Raw genomic sequence first — 15,050 nt, forward strand, 5'->3', positions numbered from 1 at the left:
ATGCTCAGGCCAGCCCGTGGCGCTGGGCGAGTTCGATCAGGTCCACCAGCGAGCGGGCATTGAGCTTGAGCAACAGTCGCGTCTTGTAGGTGCTGACTGTTTTGTTGCTGAGAAACATGCTGTCGGCGATCTCCTTGTTGCTCTTGCCCCGGGCAAGCTGCTGCAGCACCATCATCTCCCGCCCGGAAAGCCGCTCGACCATCTCCATCTCCGTGGCGCCACTCACACCCGATCTCCCCTTGTGCAGCGCCTGGTTGGGGAAGTAACTGTAACCGGACAGCACGGCCTTGATCGCGCTGAGCAGTTCGGTCAGTTCCTGTTGCTTGCACACATAACCCGCCGCCCCTGCCTGCATGCAGCGCATCGAGAAATGCCCTGGAGCCTGAGACGTCAACACCAACACCTTGGTCCCCGGACTTGCCAGGGTCATTCGGGCAATCACTTCAAGCCCATCCAGTTTGGGGATCCCGATATCCAGAATGACAATGTCCGGCAGATATTCCCGCGTCAGTTGCAAGGCATCCACACCATTGTCGCTCTCCGCCACCACCTCGTAGCCATGCCGCTCCATCAGCATGCGTACGGCCAGGCGAATGACCGGGTGATCATCCACGATCAGCACTTTATTCATGCGATTCCCATTGATACGTTGTTTTTAGTTCGATAGACCACCACACCCGAGCATAACGATTATTTATGCAGCGGTTTCCCTGGCAGATTCACCGAAAGAAGTGGACTACTGTTATTAGAGATTCTTCCTACAAACAGCTAATTAACAAAATGTAATACATGCATGTCCATCGCAACGAGTCAGAAAGTAACAGTCGCCAAAATTGGATCCAAGTGTCGCCGGGTGACACATTTCGCGGGAAAATTCGACTATACAGGTTGGATAAAGGCCTGCCCTACGAACCACGCCATTACGGGGTAGGGAAACAAGCCACGCTTAACAGGCTGGGGAAAACGGGCTACAGATGAGCAAAGCATGGCCAGGCACTCATCATGAACCGCGACCCCATCAGCCCGTTGACTCTTATCGCTGTCTTTGCCGGTGTGATTGAGGGATCCGCCTTGGCCTCACTACCATTCCTCAGTGACGACAGCCAGACTGTCTACACTTGGTTCCTGGTAGGTTTTCCGTTCTTCCTCACCGTGCTGTTCTTTCTCACACTCAACTTCAATAGCGGTTCACTCTTTGCCCCGGACAGGCGTGCCTGTACTTCGGATAAAACAATGCCCCCCTCTGCGGCAAGGGACAAAGGGGCAATGATCATCGCCATCTCCGGTACCGACAGCCGGAAGATTATCGAAAACCATGTGCTGCGGATGGTCGAGCGTCCACACGGACAACAGCGGCGCTGGATCCTGTACAACCTCGATACGCGAACCTGCATCCACCTGTCGGTATCGCCGATGCAGGAAGGCGAGGTCGCGCCGCCCGCTGAATCCCGGGCATGAAAAAACCCGGCCAAGGCCGGGTTTTTTCTGATACACCATAGGCTTACAGCAGCGAACGGCCTTTGTTGGCCGCGATGCGCATGCGCAGTGCATTGAGCTTGATGAAGCCCGCGGCGTCGGCCTGATTGTAGGCGCCGCCGTCTTCCTCGAAGGTCGCGATATTGGCATCGAACAGCGAATCGTCCGACTTGCGGCCGACGACCGTGACGTTGCCCTTGTACAGCTTCAGGCGTACGACGCCGTTCACGTTGACCTGGGAGGCGTCGATCATCTGCTGCAGCATCAGACGCTCCGGGCTCCACCAGTAGCCGGTGTAGATCAGGCTGGCGTACTTGGGCATCAGCTCATCCTTCAGGTGAGCGACTTCGCGGTCCAGCGTGATCGACTCGATGGCGCGGTGGGCCTTGAGCATGATGGTGCCGCCCGGGGTCTCGTAGCAGCCGCGCGACTTCATGCCGACGTAGCGGTTCTCGACGATGTCCAGGCGCCCGATGCCGTTGGCGCCGCCGATGCGGTTGAGGTCGGCCAGCACGGTGGCCGGGGTCTTCTCGACGCCGTCGATGGCAACGATGTCACCGTTGCGGTAGGTCAGCTCGAGGTAGGTGGCCTGGTCAGGGGCATTCTCCGGCGAGACGCTCCAGCGCCACATGTCTTCCTCATGCTCGGTCCAGGTATCTTCCAGGACACCGCCTTCGTAGGAGATGTGCAACAGGTTGGCGTCCATCGAGTACGGCGATTTCTTCTTGCCGTGGCGCTCGATCGGGATGCCGTGCTTCTCGGCATAGTCCATCAGCTTCTCGCGGGACAGCAGGTCCCACTCGCGCCACGGGGCGATGACCTTGACGCCTGGCTTGAGCGCATAGGCGCCCAGCTCGAAGCGCACCTGGTCGTTACCCTTGCCGGTGGCACCGTGGGAAATGGCGTCGGCGCCGGTTTCGTTGGCGATCTCGATCAGGCGCTTGGCGATCAGCGGACGGGCGATGGAGGTACCCAGCAGGTACTCGCCTTCGTAGACGGTGTTGGCGCGGAACATCGGGAAGACGAAGTCACGCACGAACTCTTCGCGCAGGTCGTCGATGTAGATTTCTTTCACGCCCATCGCCTGGGCCTTGGCGCGGGCCGGCTCGACCTCCTCGCCCTGGCCGAGGTCAGCGGTGAAGGTCACCACTTCACAGTTGTAGGTGTCCTGCAGCCACTTGAGAATCACCGAAGTATCAAGGCCGCCGGAATACGCCAATACGACCTTTTTTACGTCCGCCATGCCATCACTCCACGGGGTTGTACGGAAAGCCGTTGATTCTACCGGCCTTGCCGAAATATTTACAATGGGGCGACAGCTTGTGACGACAAAGCGACAGGAATTGTCGAGAGCGCGACCCGTGGTCGCTCTCAGGATTTCGCCGAAGCGGACGGCGTGGCAGCAGCCGCAGGCGTTGGCGCAGGTGTGGTAGCCGTGGGTGTCGGGGTCGACGGCGGCACCGGCGCTGCCGGTTTCTCCACCGGCTTCTCGACCGGCGTCACGCGCTCGAGCTGGATGTTCACCCGGCGGTTGCGCGCGCGGTTGGCGGCACTGTTGTTCTTGGCCAGCGGGTAGCGCTCACCATGGAAACGCACGGTGATCTGTTCTTCCGGCACACCATGGGCCTTGAGGTACTCGGCCACCGCCAGCGCCCGTCGACGCGAGGTGTCGCGGTTGGTCAGACGATTGCCGCTGTTGTCGGAGTGACCATTGAGTTCGATGTGATTGACCGTCGGATCGGCCTTCAGGTAGTCCAGCAGCACATCCAAGCGCGCGCGCGCCGAGCTGTCCAGCTCGATCCCGCCCCCCGGGAAGCCGACCTGGGTCTGGCGGATCTGGTCGTAGTTCATCGGCAGCAGCTTGGCGGCGCACAGCTGGTAGTCGCTGTAGGCCTTGGCGAAACTGACCGGCATCACATGCACTTCCATCGGCCGGCCACCTTCGCCGCGGTAGTTGCGCACCACGGTGCTGCGTCCATCGAGCAGGCCGTTGATCAAACGGCTGGCCTGGCCCTGACTGGAGGTGAACAACACCCCGGTACGGGCCATATGCACCGCACCAAGGTTGATGTCGCCGCGCCCGGGCTGCCAGGGCGCGGCGGCGGCCAGCAAGGTGGCGGAGCCGGCGCCCAGGATATTGCTGTCCGAACGCAGCTGGAAGGTTGGCTGCTCGCCGGCGCGGCGCACGAACTCGCCGCTGCCGAAACCGTCGATCGGCTGGATCAGGCGACATTCGAACTGGTCACCCTCAACTTTCCAGGCGACGTTCTCCACGCGGGTCTGGAAGGTCATTGCCCCGGCCGGCAAGCTGGCAACGAGGGTGAACAGGGCTAGGTAACGCTGGCGCACGGTCGGCTCCACAGATTCTGGCGGCTTACCTGAACGCTATCGGTCGCCCGTCGGAAAACTTGATAGCCGTGCTCGAACAGGGGTTTTCCGGTAGCATTGGCTTCTGAGTTCGACCCGCCTGGAATCTCCAATGTCCGATCGCCTGACCCTCCTGCGCCCCGACGACTGGCACATCCATCTGCGCGATGGTGCCGTTCTGCCACACACCGTCGGTGACGTGGCGCGCACCTTCGCCCGCGCCATCATCATGCCCAACCTGGTTCCGCCAGTGCGCAACGCCGTCGAGGCCGCTGCCTACCGCGAGCGCATCCTTGCCGCACGACCCGCCGGCAGCCGCTTCGAGCCGCTGATGGTGCTTTATCTCACCGACCGTACCAGCGCTGACGATGTGCGTGCCGCCAAGGCCAGCGGGATCGTGTACGCTGCCAAGCTTTACCCGGCCGGCGCCACCACCAACTCCGATTCGGGCGTGACCAGCATCGACAATATCTTCCCGGCGATCGAGGCCCTGGCCGAAACCGGCATGCCCCTGCTGGTGCACGGAGAAGTCACACGCAGCGAGATCGACGTGTTCGACCGCGAGAAGCGCTTCATCGACGAGCACATGCGCCGCCTGGTCGAACGCTTCCCGACCCTGAAGGTAGTGTTCGAGCACATCACCACCAGCGACGCCGCGCAGTTCGTCACCGAGGCGCCAGCCAACGTTGGTGCGACCATCACTGCCCAGCACCTGCTGTACAACCGCAATCACATGCTGGTCGGCGGTATCCGCCCACACTTCTACTGCTTGCCGATCCTCAAGCGCAACACCCACCAGGTGGCGCTGCTGGATGCCGCCACCAGCGGCAATCCGAAGTTCTTCCTCGGCACCGACTCGGCGCCCCACGCCAAGCATGCCAAGGAAGCCGCCTGCGGCTGTGCTGGCTGCTACACCGCTTACGCCGCCATCGAGATGTACGCCGAGGCGTTCGAACAGCGCAACGCGCTGGACAAGCTCGAGGGCTTCGCCAGCAAGCACGGCCCGGACTTCTACGGCCTTGCTCGCAACACCGACACCATCACCTTGGTCCGTGAGGAATGGACCGCGCCGGACAGCCTGCCGTTCGGCGACAACACCGTGATCCCCCTGCGCGCCGGTGAGAAATTGCGCTGGCGCCTGCTGGAGGACAACGCGTGAGCGAAGACCTGTACGAAGACGACCAGGACAGCCAAGTCAGCAGCGGCTCGCGCCACCCCATGGCCGAGCGTTTTCGTGGCTACTTGCCAGTGGTGGTGGATGTCGAGACCGGCGGTTTCAACAGCGCCACCGACGCGCTGCTGGAGATCGCCGCCGTCACCATTGGCATGGACGAGAAGGGCTTCCTGTTCCCCGAACACACCTACTTCCACCGGGTCGAACCGTTCGAAGGGGCCAACATCGAGGCGGCCGCGCTGGAATTCACCGGCATCAAGCTGGACCACCCGCTGCGCATGGCGGTGAGCGAGGAAAGCGCACTGACCGATATCTTCCGCGGCGTGCGCAAGGCGCTGAAGGCCAATGGCTGCAAGCGGGCAATCCTGGTCGGGCACAACAGCAGCTTCGACCTGGGCTTCCTCAATGCCGCAGTGGCGCGCAACGACATCAAGCGCAACCCGTTCCACCCGTTCTCCAGCTTCGATACCGCCACCCTCGCCGGCCTCGCCTACGGCCAGACCGTGCTGGCCCGTGCCTGCCAGAGCGCGGACATCGACTTTGACGGACGCGAAGCGCATTCGGCGCGCTACGACACCGAGAAGACCGCCGAGCTGTTCTGCGGCATCGTCAATCGTTGGAAAGAAATGGGCGGCTGGCGCGACTTCAACGATTGAAGCCCGCCTAGCGCGACATGCTCGCGGGGCATAAAAAAACCGGCCACCAGGGCCGGTTTTTTATACGCGTGGCAATTACAGCTTGCCAGCGTTCTCGCTCAGATAGGCAGCAACGCCTTCCGGCGAAGCGTTCATGCCCTTGTCGCCTTTCTTCCAGTTGGCCGGGCAGACTTCGCCGTGCTCTTCGTGGAATTGCAGGGCGTCTACCAGGCGCAGCAGCTCGTCCATGTTGCGGCCCAGCGGCAGGTCATTGACGATCTGCGAGCGGACAACACCGTTGGTGTCGATCAGGAAGGCGCCACGGAAGGCCACACCGCCTTCGGACTCGACGTCGTAGGCCTTGCAGATTTCGTGGGTCATGTCGGCTGCCAGGGTGTACTTGACTTGACCGATACCGCCGTTGTTGACCGGCGTGTTGCGCCAGGCGTTGTGGGTGAAGTGCGAGTCGATCGACACACCGATCACTTCCACGTTGCGCGCCTGGAAGTCAGGGATACGGTTGTCCAGGGCGATCAGCTCGGATGGGCAGACGAACGTGAAGTCCAGCGGGTAGAAGAATACCAGGCCGTACTTGCCCTTGATGGCCGAGGCCAGGTTGAAGCTGTCTACGATCTCGCCGTTGCCCAGCACGGCTGGAACGGTGAAGTCCGGGGCTTTTTTGCCAACGAGTACGCTCATTCGATCTCTCCTGATGAGGGGTGAAAAACCTTGCCCGGGCGGAACACGTCCCCCGGATCCAGCAAAGGCCGACCATCATACACAGCTTTACGTGACAGGCCGAATCTCGACCGCCGGTCGCTCTGGAACGCACCTCACACAAAGTGCTTTGACAAGCATTCTCATTACCATTACTCTCCAACGCATCGACTCAACCCGCGACGGTCAGCCTTTATGTATGTGTGTCTCTGTGTCGGTGTCACCGATGGACAGATCCGCGATGCGATCTACGAAGGATGCTGCAGCTACAAAGAAGTGCGAGCCGCCACCAATGTGGCCAGCCAGTGCGGCAAATGCGCCTGCCTCGCCAAGCAGGTGGTACGCGAAACCCTCACCGAGCTGCAACTAAGCCAGCAGGCTAGCCTGCCCTACCCCGTTGAGTTCAATGCGGCATAATTCCCGAATTCGAAGAACCGGACCCAGCGTCCGGTTTTTTTATGCCTGCAATTCAATAAGTTAGCGCTCGAACGCGGTTCACAAACATTCTTATTCCGATTAATTTTCACTTATTATTCAATAACTTAGGTTTGACATAGGAATAGCTCAGGCTCAAACTTCTCTGTATTGGCTCAACTTCTACAGGGCAGGACCCCATCATGAAAGGCGACGTAAGCGTCATCCAGCATCTCAACAAGATCCTCGGAAACGAGCTGGTCGCAATCAACCAGTACTTCCTGCACGCGCGCATGTACGAAGATTGGGGCCTGAACAGAATCGGCAAGCTCGAGTACAAAGAATCCATCCAGGCGATGAAGGACGCTGACAAGCTGATCAAGCGCATCCTTTTCCTCGAAGGCATCCCCAACGTGCAGGACCTGGGCAAGCTGATGATCGGCGAGCACACCAAGGAGATGCTCGACTGCGACCTGAAACTTGAGAAAAAGGCCCATGCCGACCTCAAGGCCGCCATTGCCCACTGCGAAACGGCTGGCGACTTCGGCTCGCGCGATGTGCTCGAAGACATCCTCGAAGACCAGGAAGAGCACATCGACTGGCTGGAGACCCAGCTGGGCCTGATCGACAAGATCACTATCGAGAACTACCTGCAGTCGCAGATGGGCGAAGAGTAAGTTTCGCCAGCTACAAAAAAGCCCCGCCTAGGCGGGGCTTTTTGCTACTTGCGGCAAACGCCGGATCAGGCTTCGGAAGCCTTGGCCTTGGCGGCCGCTTCCTTGATCAGGGTCTGCAGCTCACCCTTCTCGAACATTTCCAGCATGATGTCGCTGCCACCGACCAGCTCACCGGCCACCCACAGTTGCGGGAAAGTCGGCCAGTTGGCGTACTTGGGCAGGTTGGCGCGGATTTCCGGGTTCTGCAGGATGTCGACATAGGCGAACTTCTCACCACAACCCATCACTGCCTGCGAAGCCTTGGCCGAGAAGCCACACTGCGGCGCATTCGGCGAACCTTTCATGTAAAGCAGAATGGTGTTGTTGGCAATCTGCTCTTTGATTGTATCGATGATATCCATGAAGCACCTCGGCTGAACTTTCCGACAGGGTCGTCGGCACGGTGACGCATTGTATCGGAAAGCCGAGCAGCGTGCTCGGCCTTACCGTACTTCATGCGGCCTCGACCTGTACCGGCACGCCATTGAGGGCGGCATTGCCGGAAACGCCATCGCGCAAGTGTTCGTCGGTCAGGTCATTGGCACTCGCCCCCGGCTGTGCAGCAGCCACCTGCAAGCGCGCGCCCTGGCGCCCATGGCCGTAGCCATGGGGCAGGCTGACCACGCCTGGCATCATTTGCTCACTGGCCTGCACCGTCACCTCGATTACCCCGGTACGCGAGCGCACCCGCACCATCTGACCGTCCTGCAAGTGCCGCCGGCGCAGGTCGTCCGGATGCATCAGCAACTGATGGCGCGGCTTGCCTTTGACCAACCGATGGTAGTTGTGCATCCACGAATTGTTGCTGCGCACGTGCCGACGGCCGATCAGCAGCAACTGGTCATCCGCAGGCGCGGCCATATGAGCGAGGCGCCGCAGGTCCTCGAGCAGTACGCCCGGGGCCGCCTCGACCTTGCCGCTGGCCGTGCGCAGGCGCGTCGTAAGGTTGGCGCGCAGCGGCCCGAGGTCAAGGCCATGGGGATGCGCGTCTAACACGCCTAGCGAGAGTTTCCAGGGCGTCTGCTCGCCATAAGGCCCCTTGCGCAGGGCGAAGTCGATCATCTGTGCCGGCGGCAGGGTGGCCTTGAGCTCGACCTGCGCGCGCTCGGCAAAAGCCTTGGCCAGCCCCACGAAGATCTCCCAGTCGTGCAATGCGCCCTCGGGCTTGGGCAGGATTGCCCGGTTGAAGCGGGTAACGTTGCGCACCGCCAGCAGGTTGAAGGTGGAATCGTAATGATCGTTCTCCAACGCCGAGGTCGACGGCAGGATCAGGTCGGCATGGCGCGTGGTCTCGTTGATGTACAAGTCAATACTGAGCATGAAGTCGAGGCCGGCCAGGGCGTCGTCCAGGCGTCGCCCGTTGGGCGTGGACAACACTGGGTTACCCGCCACGGTCACCAGTGCCCGCACCTGCCCCTCCCCGGGTTCGAGGATCTCTTCGGCCAGGGCCGACACCGGCAACTCGCCGCCGTACTCGGGCAAGCCCGAGACCCGGCTGCGCCATTGGTCGAAATGCCCGCCGCAAGTGCTGGCGACCAGGTCGACCGCAGGTGTCGTGCACAGGGCACCGCCCTCGCGATCAAGATTGCCGGTGACCAGGTTGATCAACTGCACCAACCAGTGGCACAGCGAACCGAAGACCTGGGTCGATACACCCATTCGGCCATAACACACCGCTTTGTCGGCAGCGGCGAAATCTCGCGCCAACTGGCGGATCGCCTCCGCCGGAATACCACACAGCGCGCTCATGGCGGTCGCATCGAACGGCAGGATGGCTTCGCGCACCTGTTCCAGCCCAGTGACCGGCAGATGCGAACCCCGGGCCAGGTTCTCGCTGAACAGCGTATGCAGCAGGCCACACAACAGCGCCGCGTCGCCACCGGGGCGAATGAACAGGTGCTGGTCAGCCAGCGCCGCTGTCTCGCTGCGCCGCGGATCCACCACCACCAATTGTCCGCCTCGGGCCTTGAGCGCCTTGAGACGCTTTTCCACATCCGGCACGGTCATGATGCTGCCATTGGAAGCCAGGGGATTGCCGCCCAGGATCAGCATGAACTGGGTCTGATCGATGTCCGGAATGGGCAACAGCAGGCCATGGCCATACATCAGGTGGCTGGTCAGGTGCTGCGGCAACTGGTCCACTGAGGTCGCAGAGAAGCGATTGCGGGTCTTGAGCAGGCCGAGGAAGTAGTTGCTGTGGGTCATCAGCCCATAGTTGTGCACGCTGGGGTTGCCCTGGTAAACGGCCACCGCGTTGCGCCCGTGGGCCTGCTGGATCGCCCACAACCGCTCGGCGGCCAGGGCGAAGGCTTCGTTCCAGTCGATCGGCAACCACTGGTCACCGATGCGCCGGTGAGGCTGGCGCAGACGGTCGGGGTCCTCCTGGATGTCCTGCAGGGCGACCGCCTTGGGGCAGACATGGCCGCGGCTGAACGGATCCTGCTGATCGCCCTTGATCGAGCTGATCCGCGCCGGGCCATCTGTTTCATGGGTGACTTCGATATTCAGGCCACAGATGGCCTCGCACAGGTGACAGGCTCGGTGATGCAGGGTCTTGGTCATGGCCGCCTCTGCCTTGTTATTTTAAAGACTCGACTATGCGCCCGCCGATCGAGGCTCGCTAGAAAGGTTCGCGACGTGAATCGGACGACATCAGGGGGACGATTCGCGACAACGGGTTTGCCAAAAGCGCTCCGAGCCGTGTACAACCGCTGTAGCAAATAAAAAACAGCTAGCCGGCAAGGGCTTACGACACCCATTGACACAGAGACGCTGTTTCCCCTCTTGGTTTCAGGCGACATTTAATTATAGTATTGCGCCTTTCCCTATTCCGTCCGCCCTGTGCGGCTTACGCCGCAGGTCACCCCCGTTGTCAACAAAACCCATACGGTCGACCTGCAAAACGTTGCAGATAAGGTAGTCAATCATGAGCGCTAGGCACTTTCTCTCCCTGCTGGATTTCACCGCTGACGAATTGCTCGGCGTGATCCGTCGCGGCATCGAGCTGAAGGACCTGCGCAAACGAGGCGTGCTGTTCGAGCCGCTGAAAAACCGCGTGCTGGGCATGATCTTCGAGAAGTCCTCGACCCGCACCCGGGTGTCTTTCGAGGCCGGCATGATCCAGCTCGGCGGCCAGGCCATCTTCCTGTCGCCACGCGACACCCAGCTGGGCCGCGGCGAGCCGATCGCCGACAGCGCCATCGTGCTGTCGAGCATGGTCGACGCGGTGATGATCCGCACCCACGCCCACAGCACCCTCACCGAGTTCGCCGCCAACGCGAAGGTGCCGGTCATCAACGGCCTGTCCGACGAGTCGCACCCCTGCCAACTGCTGGCCGACATGCAGACTTTCTTCGAGCACCGTGGCGCGATCCAGGGCAAGACCGTGGCCTGGGTCGGCGACGGCTTCAACATGTGCAACTCCTATATCGAAGCTGCCGTGCAGTTCGATTTCCAACTGCGCATCACCTGCCCTGAAGGCTACGAGCCTGATCAACGCTTCCTGGCGCTGGGCGGTGACCGCGTGCAGATCATCCGTGATCCGAAAGAAGCCGTGCGCGGCGCTCACCTGGTGACCACGGATGTCTGGACTTCCATGGGCCAGGAAGAGGAAACTGCACGGCGCCTGGCGCATTTCGCGCCTTACCAGGTCACACGCGAACTGCTCGACCTGGCGGCACCCGATGCCCTGTTCATGCATTGCCTGCCCGCCCACCGTGGCGAGGAAATCAGCCAGGACCTGCTCGACGACCCTCGTTCGGTCGCCTGGGACGAAGCTGAAAACCGCCTGCATGCGCAGAAGGCCCTTCTGGAATTCCTTGTAGAACCGGCTTACCACCACGCATGAGTCAACAGCTACTGCTCAACCTGCGCAACCTCGCCTGCGGCTATGGCGAGCAACGCATCGTCCAGAACCTCAACCTGCACCTGAACGCAGGCGACATCGGTTGCCTGCTGGGGTCCTCCGGCTGCGGCAAGACCACCACGCTGCGCGCCATCGCCGGCTTCGAGCCGGTGCACGATGGCGAAATCCAGCTAGCCGGCGAAGTCATTTCCCGCGCCGGGTTCACCCTGGCCCCGGAAAAGCGCCGGATTGGCATGGTGTTTCAGGACTACGCCCTGTTCCCCCACCTTACCGTGGCGCAGAATATCGCCTTCGGCATCGGCAAGCATCCGCGCCAGGCGGCGGTGGTCGACGAGATGCTCGAACTGGTCAAGCTCGGCGGCCTGGGCGGGCGCTACCCGCACGAACTGTCCGGTGGCCAGCAGCAGCGCGTGGCCCTGGCCCGGGCGCTGGCGCCGAAGCCACAGCTGCTGCTGCTCGACGAGCCGTTCTCCAACCTCGACGTGGAGCTGCGTCGGCGCCTGAGCCATGAGGTGCGCGACATTCTCAAGAGCCGTGGCACCAGCGCCATCCTGGTCACCCACGACCAGGAGGAAGCCTTTGCCGTCAGCGACCATGTAGGCGTGTTCAAAGAAGGTCGCCTGGAACAGTGGGACACCCCCTACAACCTCTACCACGAGCCGCAGACCCCGTTCGTCGCCAGCTTCATCGGCCAGGGTTACTTCATTCGCGGCCAGATGAGCAGCCACGAGTCGGTCACCACCGAACTCGGCGAGCTGCGCGGCAACCGCGCCTACACCATGGCTCCCGGCAGCTCGGTGGACGTGCTGCTGCGCCCGGATGATATCGTCCATGCTCCCGACAGCCCGTTGCGGGCGCGGATCATCGGCAAGAGCTTCCTCGGCGCCTCGACGCTGTATCGCCTGCAACTGCCCACCGGCAGCCAGCTCGAGTCGATTTTCCCCAGCCACAATGACCATCAGGTCGGCCAGGATGTCGGCATTGCGGTTGCTGCGGACCACCTGGTGCTGTTCGCGGTGCCCGGTAGCGTCGCTGCGCAGCTCTCCAGCCATGAGCAAGGCGTGCGACGCGTCAGCTGCGCACATTGATGCGCTAGATCCTCACAGCATCAATGTGCCGCTGGCGACGCGCCTTGCCATCCCGCCGATCTTCACCCGCTCGCCTTCCAGACGACAGAACAGCTCACCGCCCCTGGTCGAACACTGGAAGGCCTGCAGCTCGGACTTGCCAAGTCGCGCCGCCCAGTACGGGATCAGTGAGCAATGGGTGGAGCCGGTGACCGGGTCTTCCGGGATGCCAATGCCCGGAGCGAAATAGCGCGATACGAAATCATGCCGCTCGCCTGGAGCCGTCACGATCACTCCCAAGCCCGGCAGGCGAGCCAGCGCTGCCATGTCCGGCGCGCAATCGCGTACCGCTTGCTCCGAGTCGAGCACCACGAACAGCTCGCGGGTCTGGTAGACCTCGCGCACCTCGCAGCCCAGCGCTTCGGCAACCGCCACGGGCCCGGCCAACGGCTGCGGCTCGAGACGCGGGAAGTCCAACCACAGGCGGCCATTCTCACGGCTGACGCTCAGCAGGCCCGAACGGCTCTTGAAGTCCAGGCGCGGCGCCTGCTCACCATAGACGTCGAACAGGACATGAGCGCTGGCCAGGGTGGCGTGACCACACAGGGGGACTTCGGTGCTCGGGGTGAACCAGCGGATCCGATAGCCATCATCCTCGGCCACCACGAACGCGGTTTCGGCAAGGTTGTGCTCGGCGGCCACCTGTTGCATCAGGCCATCTTCGAGCCACTGGTCCAGGCGGTAGACCATGGCCGGGTTGCCAGCGAAGGGGCGGTCACTGAAGGCGTCCACCTGATGAAAATGCAACTGCATGCCACGACTCCTGTATCTGGCGGGAAAGGTCCCGAGCATGCGGCATGCCGCCAGGGCCCGACAGTGACAGAGTCGTAGAATTTCTATCAGTACAGATGATCAGCCGCGACCGATCTCGGCGAACTGTGCCTGGGTATAGGTGGCCAGCACCGCGGCGGCCAGCTCCACTTCAAGACCACGACGCCCAGCGCTCACATGAATCGTTTCATGTTGTTGCGCGGACTGATCGATAAAGGTGCGCAGGCGCTTCTTCTGCCCCAGCGGACTGATCCCCCCAACCAGATAGCCCGTGGCGCGCTGGGCAGCCTGCGGGTCGGCCATTTCGCACTTTTTCACTCCCGCCGCGTGGGCCAGGGCCTTCAGGTCGAGGGTCCCGACCACCGGCACCACGGCCACCAGCAGTTCGCCCTTTTCACTGCTGGCGAGCAGGGTTTTGAATACCCGCAACGGGTCAAGGCCGAGCTTTTCCGCCGCCTCCAGGCCATACGAGGCGGTTTTCGGATCATGTTCGTAACTGTGCACGCGGTGCTCGGCGCGCGCCTTCTTCAAAAGGTCCAGGGCGGGGGTCATCAACGGCTCCAGTCGATCACAAGTCGCCCGGTACTTTAGGGCAATTCCACCGGTGCAGCCAGCGCAGGTCCCAGGCTAGAGCAGCGGCCATGGATTCACGACCCGGTGCGTCAGTCAGATTGTGGCCAAGCGTTCATTTTCGACCTTTGACATCAGCGTTTCTTGTCTATATTTTTTCGTTTATGAATAAATGGTGCACCTATAAGGTGCACTACCTGTACCTGCCCGGCGTCAATGGGGATCGACTCCGGGCTTTTTTGCTGTCGAGCGCCCAGCGCCTCACAACAACAAGAACCGAGGTCACACATGACAACTGCTCTACGCGAACCCACGTTATCCGCCCAATGCCTGGCCGAGTTTCTCGGCACCGCCCTGCTCATCTTCTTCGGCACCGGTTGTGTCGCCGCGCTCAAGGTCGCCGGCGCCAGCTTCGGCCTGTGGGAGATCAGCATCATCTGGGGGGTCGGCGTGAGCATGGCGATCTACCTGACCGCCGGTGTCTCCGGCGCGCACCTGAACCCGGCGGTCAGCATCGCCCTGGCCGTATTCGCTGGTTTCGACAAGCGCAAGTTGCCGTTCTACATGCTGGCCCAGGTGTGCGGCGCATTCTGCGGCGCGGCCCTGGTGTACTTCCTGTACAGCAACCTATTCTTCGATTTCGAACAAAGCCACGCCATGGTACGCGGCAGCCAGGCCAGCCTGGAGCTGGCCTCGGTGTTCTCCACCTACCCGCACCCGGCGCTGTCCACCGGCCAGGCCTTCCTGGTCGAAGTGATCATCACCGCGATCCTGATGGCCGTGATCATGGCCCTGACCGACGACAACAACGGTCTGCCACGCGGCGCCACCGCCCCGCTGCTGATCGGCCTGCTGATCGCCGTGATCGGCAGCGCCATGGGACCGCTGACCGGCTTCGCAATGAACCCGGCGCGAGATTTCGGGCCTAAACTGATGACCTTCCTGGCCGGCTGGGGCGAAGTCGCCTTCACCGGCGGGCGCGATGTTCCGTATTTCCTGGTGCCGGTGTTCGCGCCAATCCTCGGTGCCAGCCTGGGCGCGGCCCTGTACCGTGGGGTGATCGCCCGCAACTTGCCGACAACCCAGGCTGCGGCCCAACAGACAGACGATAATCCTCAGGGTGATACCCAGGTTTCCTGATGCCAGCGCCGGGCCCGGACCGCAAGGCCGGCGCCCGCCACGCCCTGACCTACTCCCTTATTCGTGCAAGGCCACCGA

Annotated in this window: 16 protein-coding genes; 8 read left to right on the plus strand and 8 right to left on the minus strand. The window is 61.9% G+C overall.

Annotated elements, in window-relative coordinates:
- Positions 1 to 4: 4 nt before the first annotated feature.
- Positions 5 to 631 carry a response regulator transcription factor gene (locus AC25ND_RS03080; RefSeq protein WP_028690074.1) on the minus strand — a complete coding sequence of 209 codons (627 nt, stop codon included), beginning with the start codon at positions 629 to 631 and terminating at the stop codon, positions 5 to 7.
- Between the two features lie 371 nt (positions 632 to 1,002).
- Between AC25ND_RS03080 and AC25ND_RS03085 the strand changes: the two genes are divergently transcribed.
- The gene (locus tag AC25ND_RS03085; RefSeq protein WP_069016051.1) at positions 1,003 to 1,458 is read left to right on the plus strand and encodes a hypothetical protein; all 456 of its coding nucleotides are present in this window, start codon (positions 1,003 to 1,005) and stop codon (positions 1,456 to 1,458) included.
- A 43-nt stretch (positions 1,459 to 1,501) separates the two neighbouring features.
- On the opposite strand, the gene AC25ND_RS03090 is transcribed toward AC25ND_RS03085, so the two are convergent.
- Entirely contained in the window at positions 1,502 to 2,719 is a 1,218-nt protein-coding gene (locus tag AC25ND_RS03090; protein ID WP_028690076.1) for an argininosuccinate synthase, read from the minus strand.
- Positions 2,720 to 2,847: 128 nt separating this feature from the next.
- A complete protein-coding gene (locus AC25ND_RS03095) occupies positions 2,848 to 3,825 on the minus strand; it encodes a flagellar protein MotY (RefSeq protein ID WP_213883551.1) in 978 nt (325 codons plus the stop codon).
- A gap of 130 nt (positions 3,826 to 3,955) precedes the next feature.
- Between AC25ND_RS03095 and pyrC the strand changes: the two genes are divergently transcribed.
- Positions 3,956 to 5,002, plus strand: a complete 1,047-nt coding sequence (pyrC, locus tag AC25ND_RS03100) for a dihydroorotase (RefSeq protein WP_028690078.1) — start codon at positions 3,956 to 3,958, stop codon at positions 5,000 to 5,002.
- A 59-nt stretch (positions 5,003 to 5,061) separates the two neighbouring features.
- The gene (rnt, locus tag AC25ND_RS03105) at positions 5,062 to 5,673 is read left to right on the plus strand and encodes a ribonuclease T (RefSeq protein ID WP_225933324.1); all 612 of its coding nucleotides are present in this window, start codon (positions 5,062 to 5,064) and stop codon (positions 5,671 to 5,673) included.
- A 75-nt stretch (positions 5,674 to 5,748) separates the two neighbouring features.
- Here rnt and AC25ND_RS03110 read toward each other — a convergent pair whose 3' ends face one another.
- Positions 5,749 to 6,351: a peroxiredoxin gene (locus AC25ND_RS03110; RefSeq protein ID WP_003254945.1), complete on the minus strand. Its 603-nt coding sequence runs from the start codon at positions 6,349 to 6,351 to the stop codon at positions 5,749 to 5,751.
- 213 nt (positions 6,352 to 6,564) lie between these two features.
- Between AC25ND_RS03110 and AC25ND_RS03115 the strand changes: the two genes are divergently transcribed.
- Both AC25ND_RS03115 and bfr read left to right on the plus strand, forming a co-directional pair.
- The gene (locus AC25ND_RS03115) at positions 6,565 to 6,786 is read left to right on the plus strand and encodes a bacterioferritin-associated ferredoxin (protein ID WP_028690080.1); all 222 of its coding nucleotides are present in this window, start codon (positions 6,565 to 6,567) and stop codon (positions 6,784 to 6,786) included.
- Positions 6,787 to 6,986: 200 nt separating this feature from the next.
- Complete coding sequence (gene bfr, locus AC25ND_RS03120) at positions 6,987 to 7,460, plus strand: bacterioferritin (protein WP_028690081.1); 474 nt, start codon at positions 6,987 to 6,989, stop codon at positions 7,458 to 7,460.
- 65 nt (positions 7,461 to 7,525) lie between these two features.
- On the opposite strand, the gene grxD is transcribed toward bfr, so the two are convergent.
- Both grxD and AC25ND_RS03130 read right to left on the minus strand, forming a co-directional pair.
- Positions 7,526 to 7,861, minus strand: coding sequence for a Grx4 family monothiol glutaredoxin (gene grxD / locus AC25ND_RS03125; RefSeq protein ID WP_016713741.1), 336 nt, complete (start codon positions 7,859 to 7,861; stop codon positions 7,526 to 7,528).
- Positions 7,862 to 7,952: 91 nt separating this feature from the next.
- Positions 7,953 to 10,061 carry a molybdopterin oxidoreductase family protein gene (locus AC25ND_RS03130; protein ID WP_028690082.1) on the minus strand — a complete coding sequence of 703 codons (2,109 nt, stop codon included), beginning with the start codon at positions 10,059 to 10,061 and terminating at the stop codon, positions 7,953 to 7,955.
- Between the two features lie 364 nt (positions 10,062 to 10,425).
- On the opposite strand from AC25ND_RS03130, the gene argF reads away from it, so the two are divergent.
- Both argF and AC25ND_RS03140 read left to right on the plus strand, forming a co-directional pair.
- Positions 10,426 to 11,346 (plus strand): ornithine carbamoyltransferase, encoded by a 921-nt coding sequence (gene argF / locus AC25ND_RS03135; RefSeq protein ID WP_028690083.1) that lies wholly within the window; start codon positions 10,426 to 10,428, stop codon positions 11,344 to 11,346.
- Positions 11,343 to 12,452: an ABC transporter ATP-binding protein gene (locus AC25ND_RS03140; protein WP_486976098.1), complete on the plus strand. Its 1,110-nt coding sequence runs from the start codon at positions 11,343 to 11,345 to the stop codon at positions 12,450 to 12,452. The genes argF and AC25ND_RS03140 overlap by 4 nt, the downstream gene beginning before the upstream one ends.
- 12 nt (positions 12,453 to 12,464) lie before the next feature.
- On the opposite strand, the gene AC25ND_RS03145 is transcribed toward AC25ND_RS03140, so the two are convergent.
- Both AC25ND_RS03145 and ybaK read right to left on the minus strand, forming a co-directional pair.
- The gene (locus tag AC25ND_RS03145; RefSeq protein WP_182322171.1) at positions 12,465 to 13,244 is read right to left on the minus strand and encodes a PhzF family phenazine biosynthesis protein; all 780 of its coding nucleotides are present in this window, start codon (positions 13,242 to 13,244) and stop codon (positions 12,465 to 12,467) included.
- A gap of 99 nt (positions 13,245 to 13,343) precedes the next feature.
- Complete coding sequence (gene ybaK, locus AC25ND_RS03150) at positions 13,344 to 13,814, minus strand: Cys-tRNA(Pro) deacylase (protein WP_182322169.1); 471 nt, start codon at positions 13,812 to 13,814, stop codon at positions 13,344 to 13,346.
- A gap of 306 nt (positions 13,815 to 14,120) precedes the next feature.
- Between ybaK and AC25ND_RS03155 the strand changes: the two genes are divergently transcribed.
- Positions 14,121 to 14,972 carry an MIP/aquaporin family protein gene (locus tag AC25ND_RS03155; RefSeq protein WP_182322167.1) on the plus strand — a complete coding sequence of 284 codons (852 nt, stop codon included), beginning with the start codon at positions 14,121 to 14,123 and terminating at the stop codon, positions 14,970 to 14,972.
- Positions 14,973 to 15,050 lie beyond the last annotated feature (78 nt).

It is taken from the genome of Pseudomonas sp. P110(2024) (assembly GCF_057480795.1).

Bases quoted from the DNA above. Each gene is read 5' to 3' on its own strand.
- AC25ND_RS03080 (WP_028690074.1), bottom strand. From the start codon at position 631: ATGAATAAAGTGCTGATCGTGGATGATCACCCGGTCATTCGCCTGGCC.
- AC25ND_RS03085 (WP_069016051.1), top strand. From the start codon at position 1,003: ATGAACCGCGACCCCATCAGCCCGTTGACTCTTATCGCTGTCTTTGCC.
- AC25ND_RS03090 (WP_028690076.1), bottom strand. From the start codon at position 2,719: ATGGCGGACGTAAAAAAGGTCGTATTGGCGTATTCCGGCGGCCTTGAT.
- pyrC (WP_028690078.1), top strand. From the start codon at position 3,956: ATGTCCGATCGCCTGACCCTCCTGCGCCCCGACGACTGGCACATCCAT.
- rnt (WP_225933324.1), top strand. From the start codon at position 5,062: ATGGCCGAGCGTTTTCGTGGCTACTTGCCAGTGGTGGTGGATGTCGAG.
- AC25ND_RS03110 (WP_003254945.1), bottom strand. From the start codon at position 6,351: ATGAGCGTACTCGTTGGCAAAAAAGCCCCGGACTTCACCGTTCCAGCC.
- AC25ND_RS03115 (WP_028690080.1), top strand. From the start codon at position 6,565: ATGTATGTGTGTCTCTGTGTCGGTGTCACCGATGGACAGATCCGCGAT.
- bfr (WP_028690081.1), top strand. From the start codon at position 6,987: ATGAAAGGCGACGTAAGCGTCATCCAGCATCTCAACAAGATCCTCGGA.
- grxD (WP_016713741.1), bottom strand. From the start codon at position 7,861: ATGGATATCATCGATACAATCAAAGAGCAGATTGCCAACAACACCATT.
- AC25ND_RS03130 (WP_028690082.1), bottom strand. From the start codon at position 10,061: ATGACCAAGACCCTGCATCACCGAGCCTGTCACCTGTGCGAGGCCATC.
- argF (WP_028690083.1), top strand. From the start codon at position 10,426: ATGAGCGCTAGGCACTTTCTCTCCCTGCTGGATTTCACCGCTGACGAA.
- AC25ND_RS03140 (WP_486976098.1), top strand. From the start codon at position 11,343: ATGAGTCAACAGCTACTGCTCAACCTGCGCAACCTCGCCTGCGGCTAT.
- AC25ND_RS03145 (WP_182322171.1), bottom strand. From the start codon at position 13,244: ATGCAGTTGCATTTTCATCAGGTGGACGCCTTCAGTGACCGCCCCTTC.
- ybaK (WP_182322169.1), bottom strand. From the start codon at position 13,814: ATGACCCCCGCCCTGGACCTTTTGAAGAAGGCGCGCGCCGAGCACCGC.
- AC25ND_RS03155 (WP_182322167.1), top strand. From the start codon at position 14,121: ATGACAACTGCTCTACGCGAACCCACGTTATCCGCCCAATGCCTGGCC.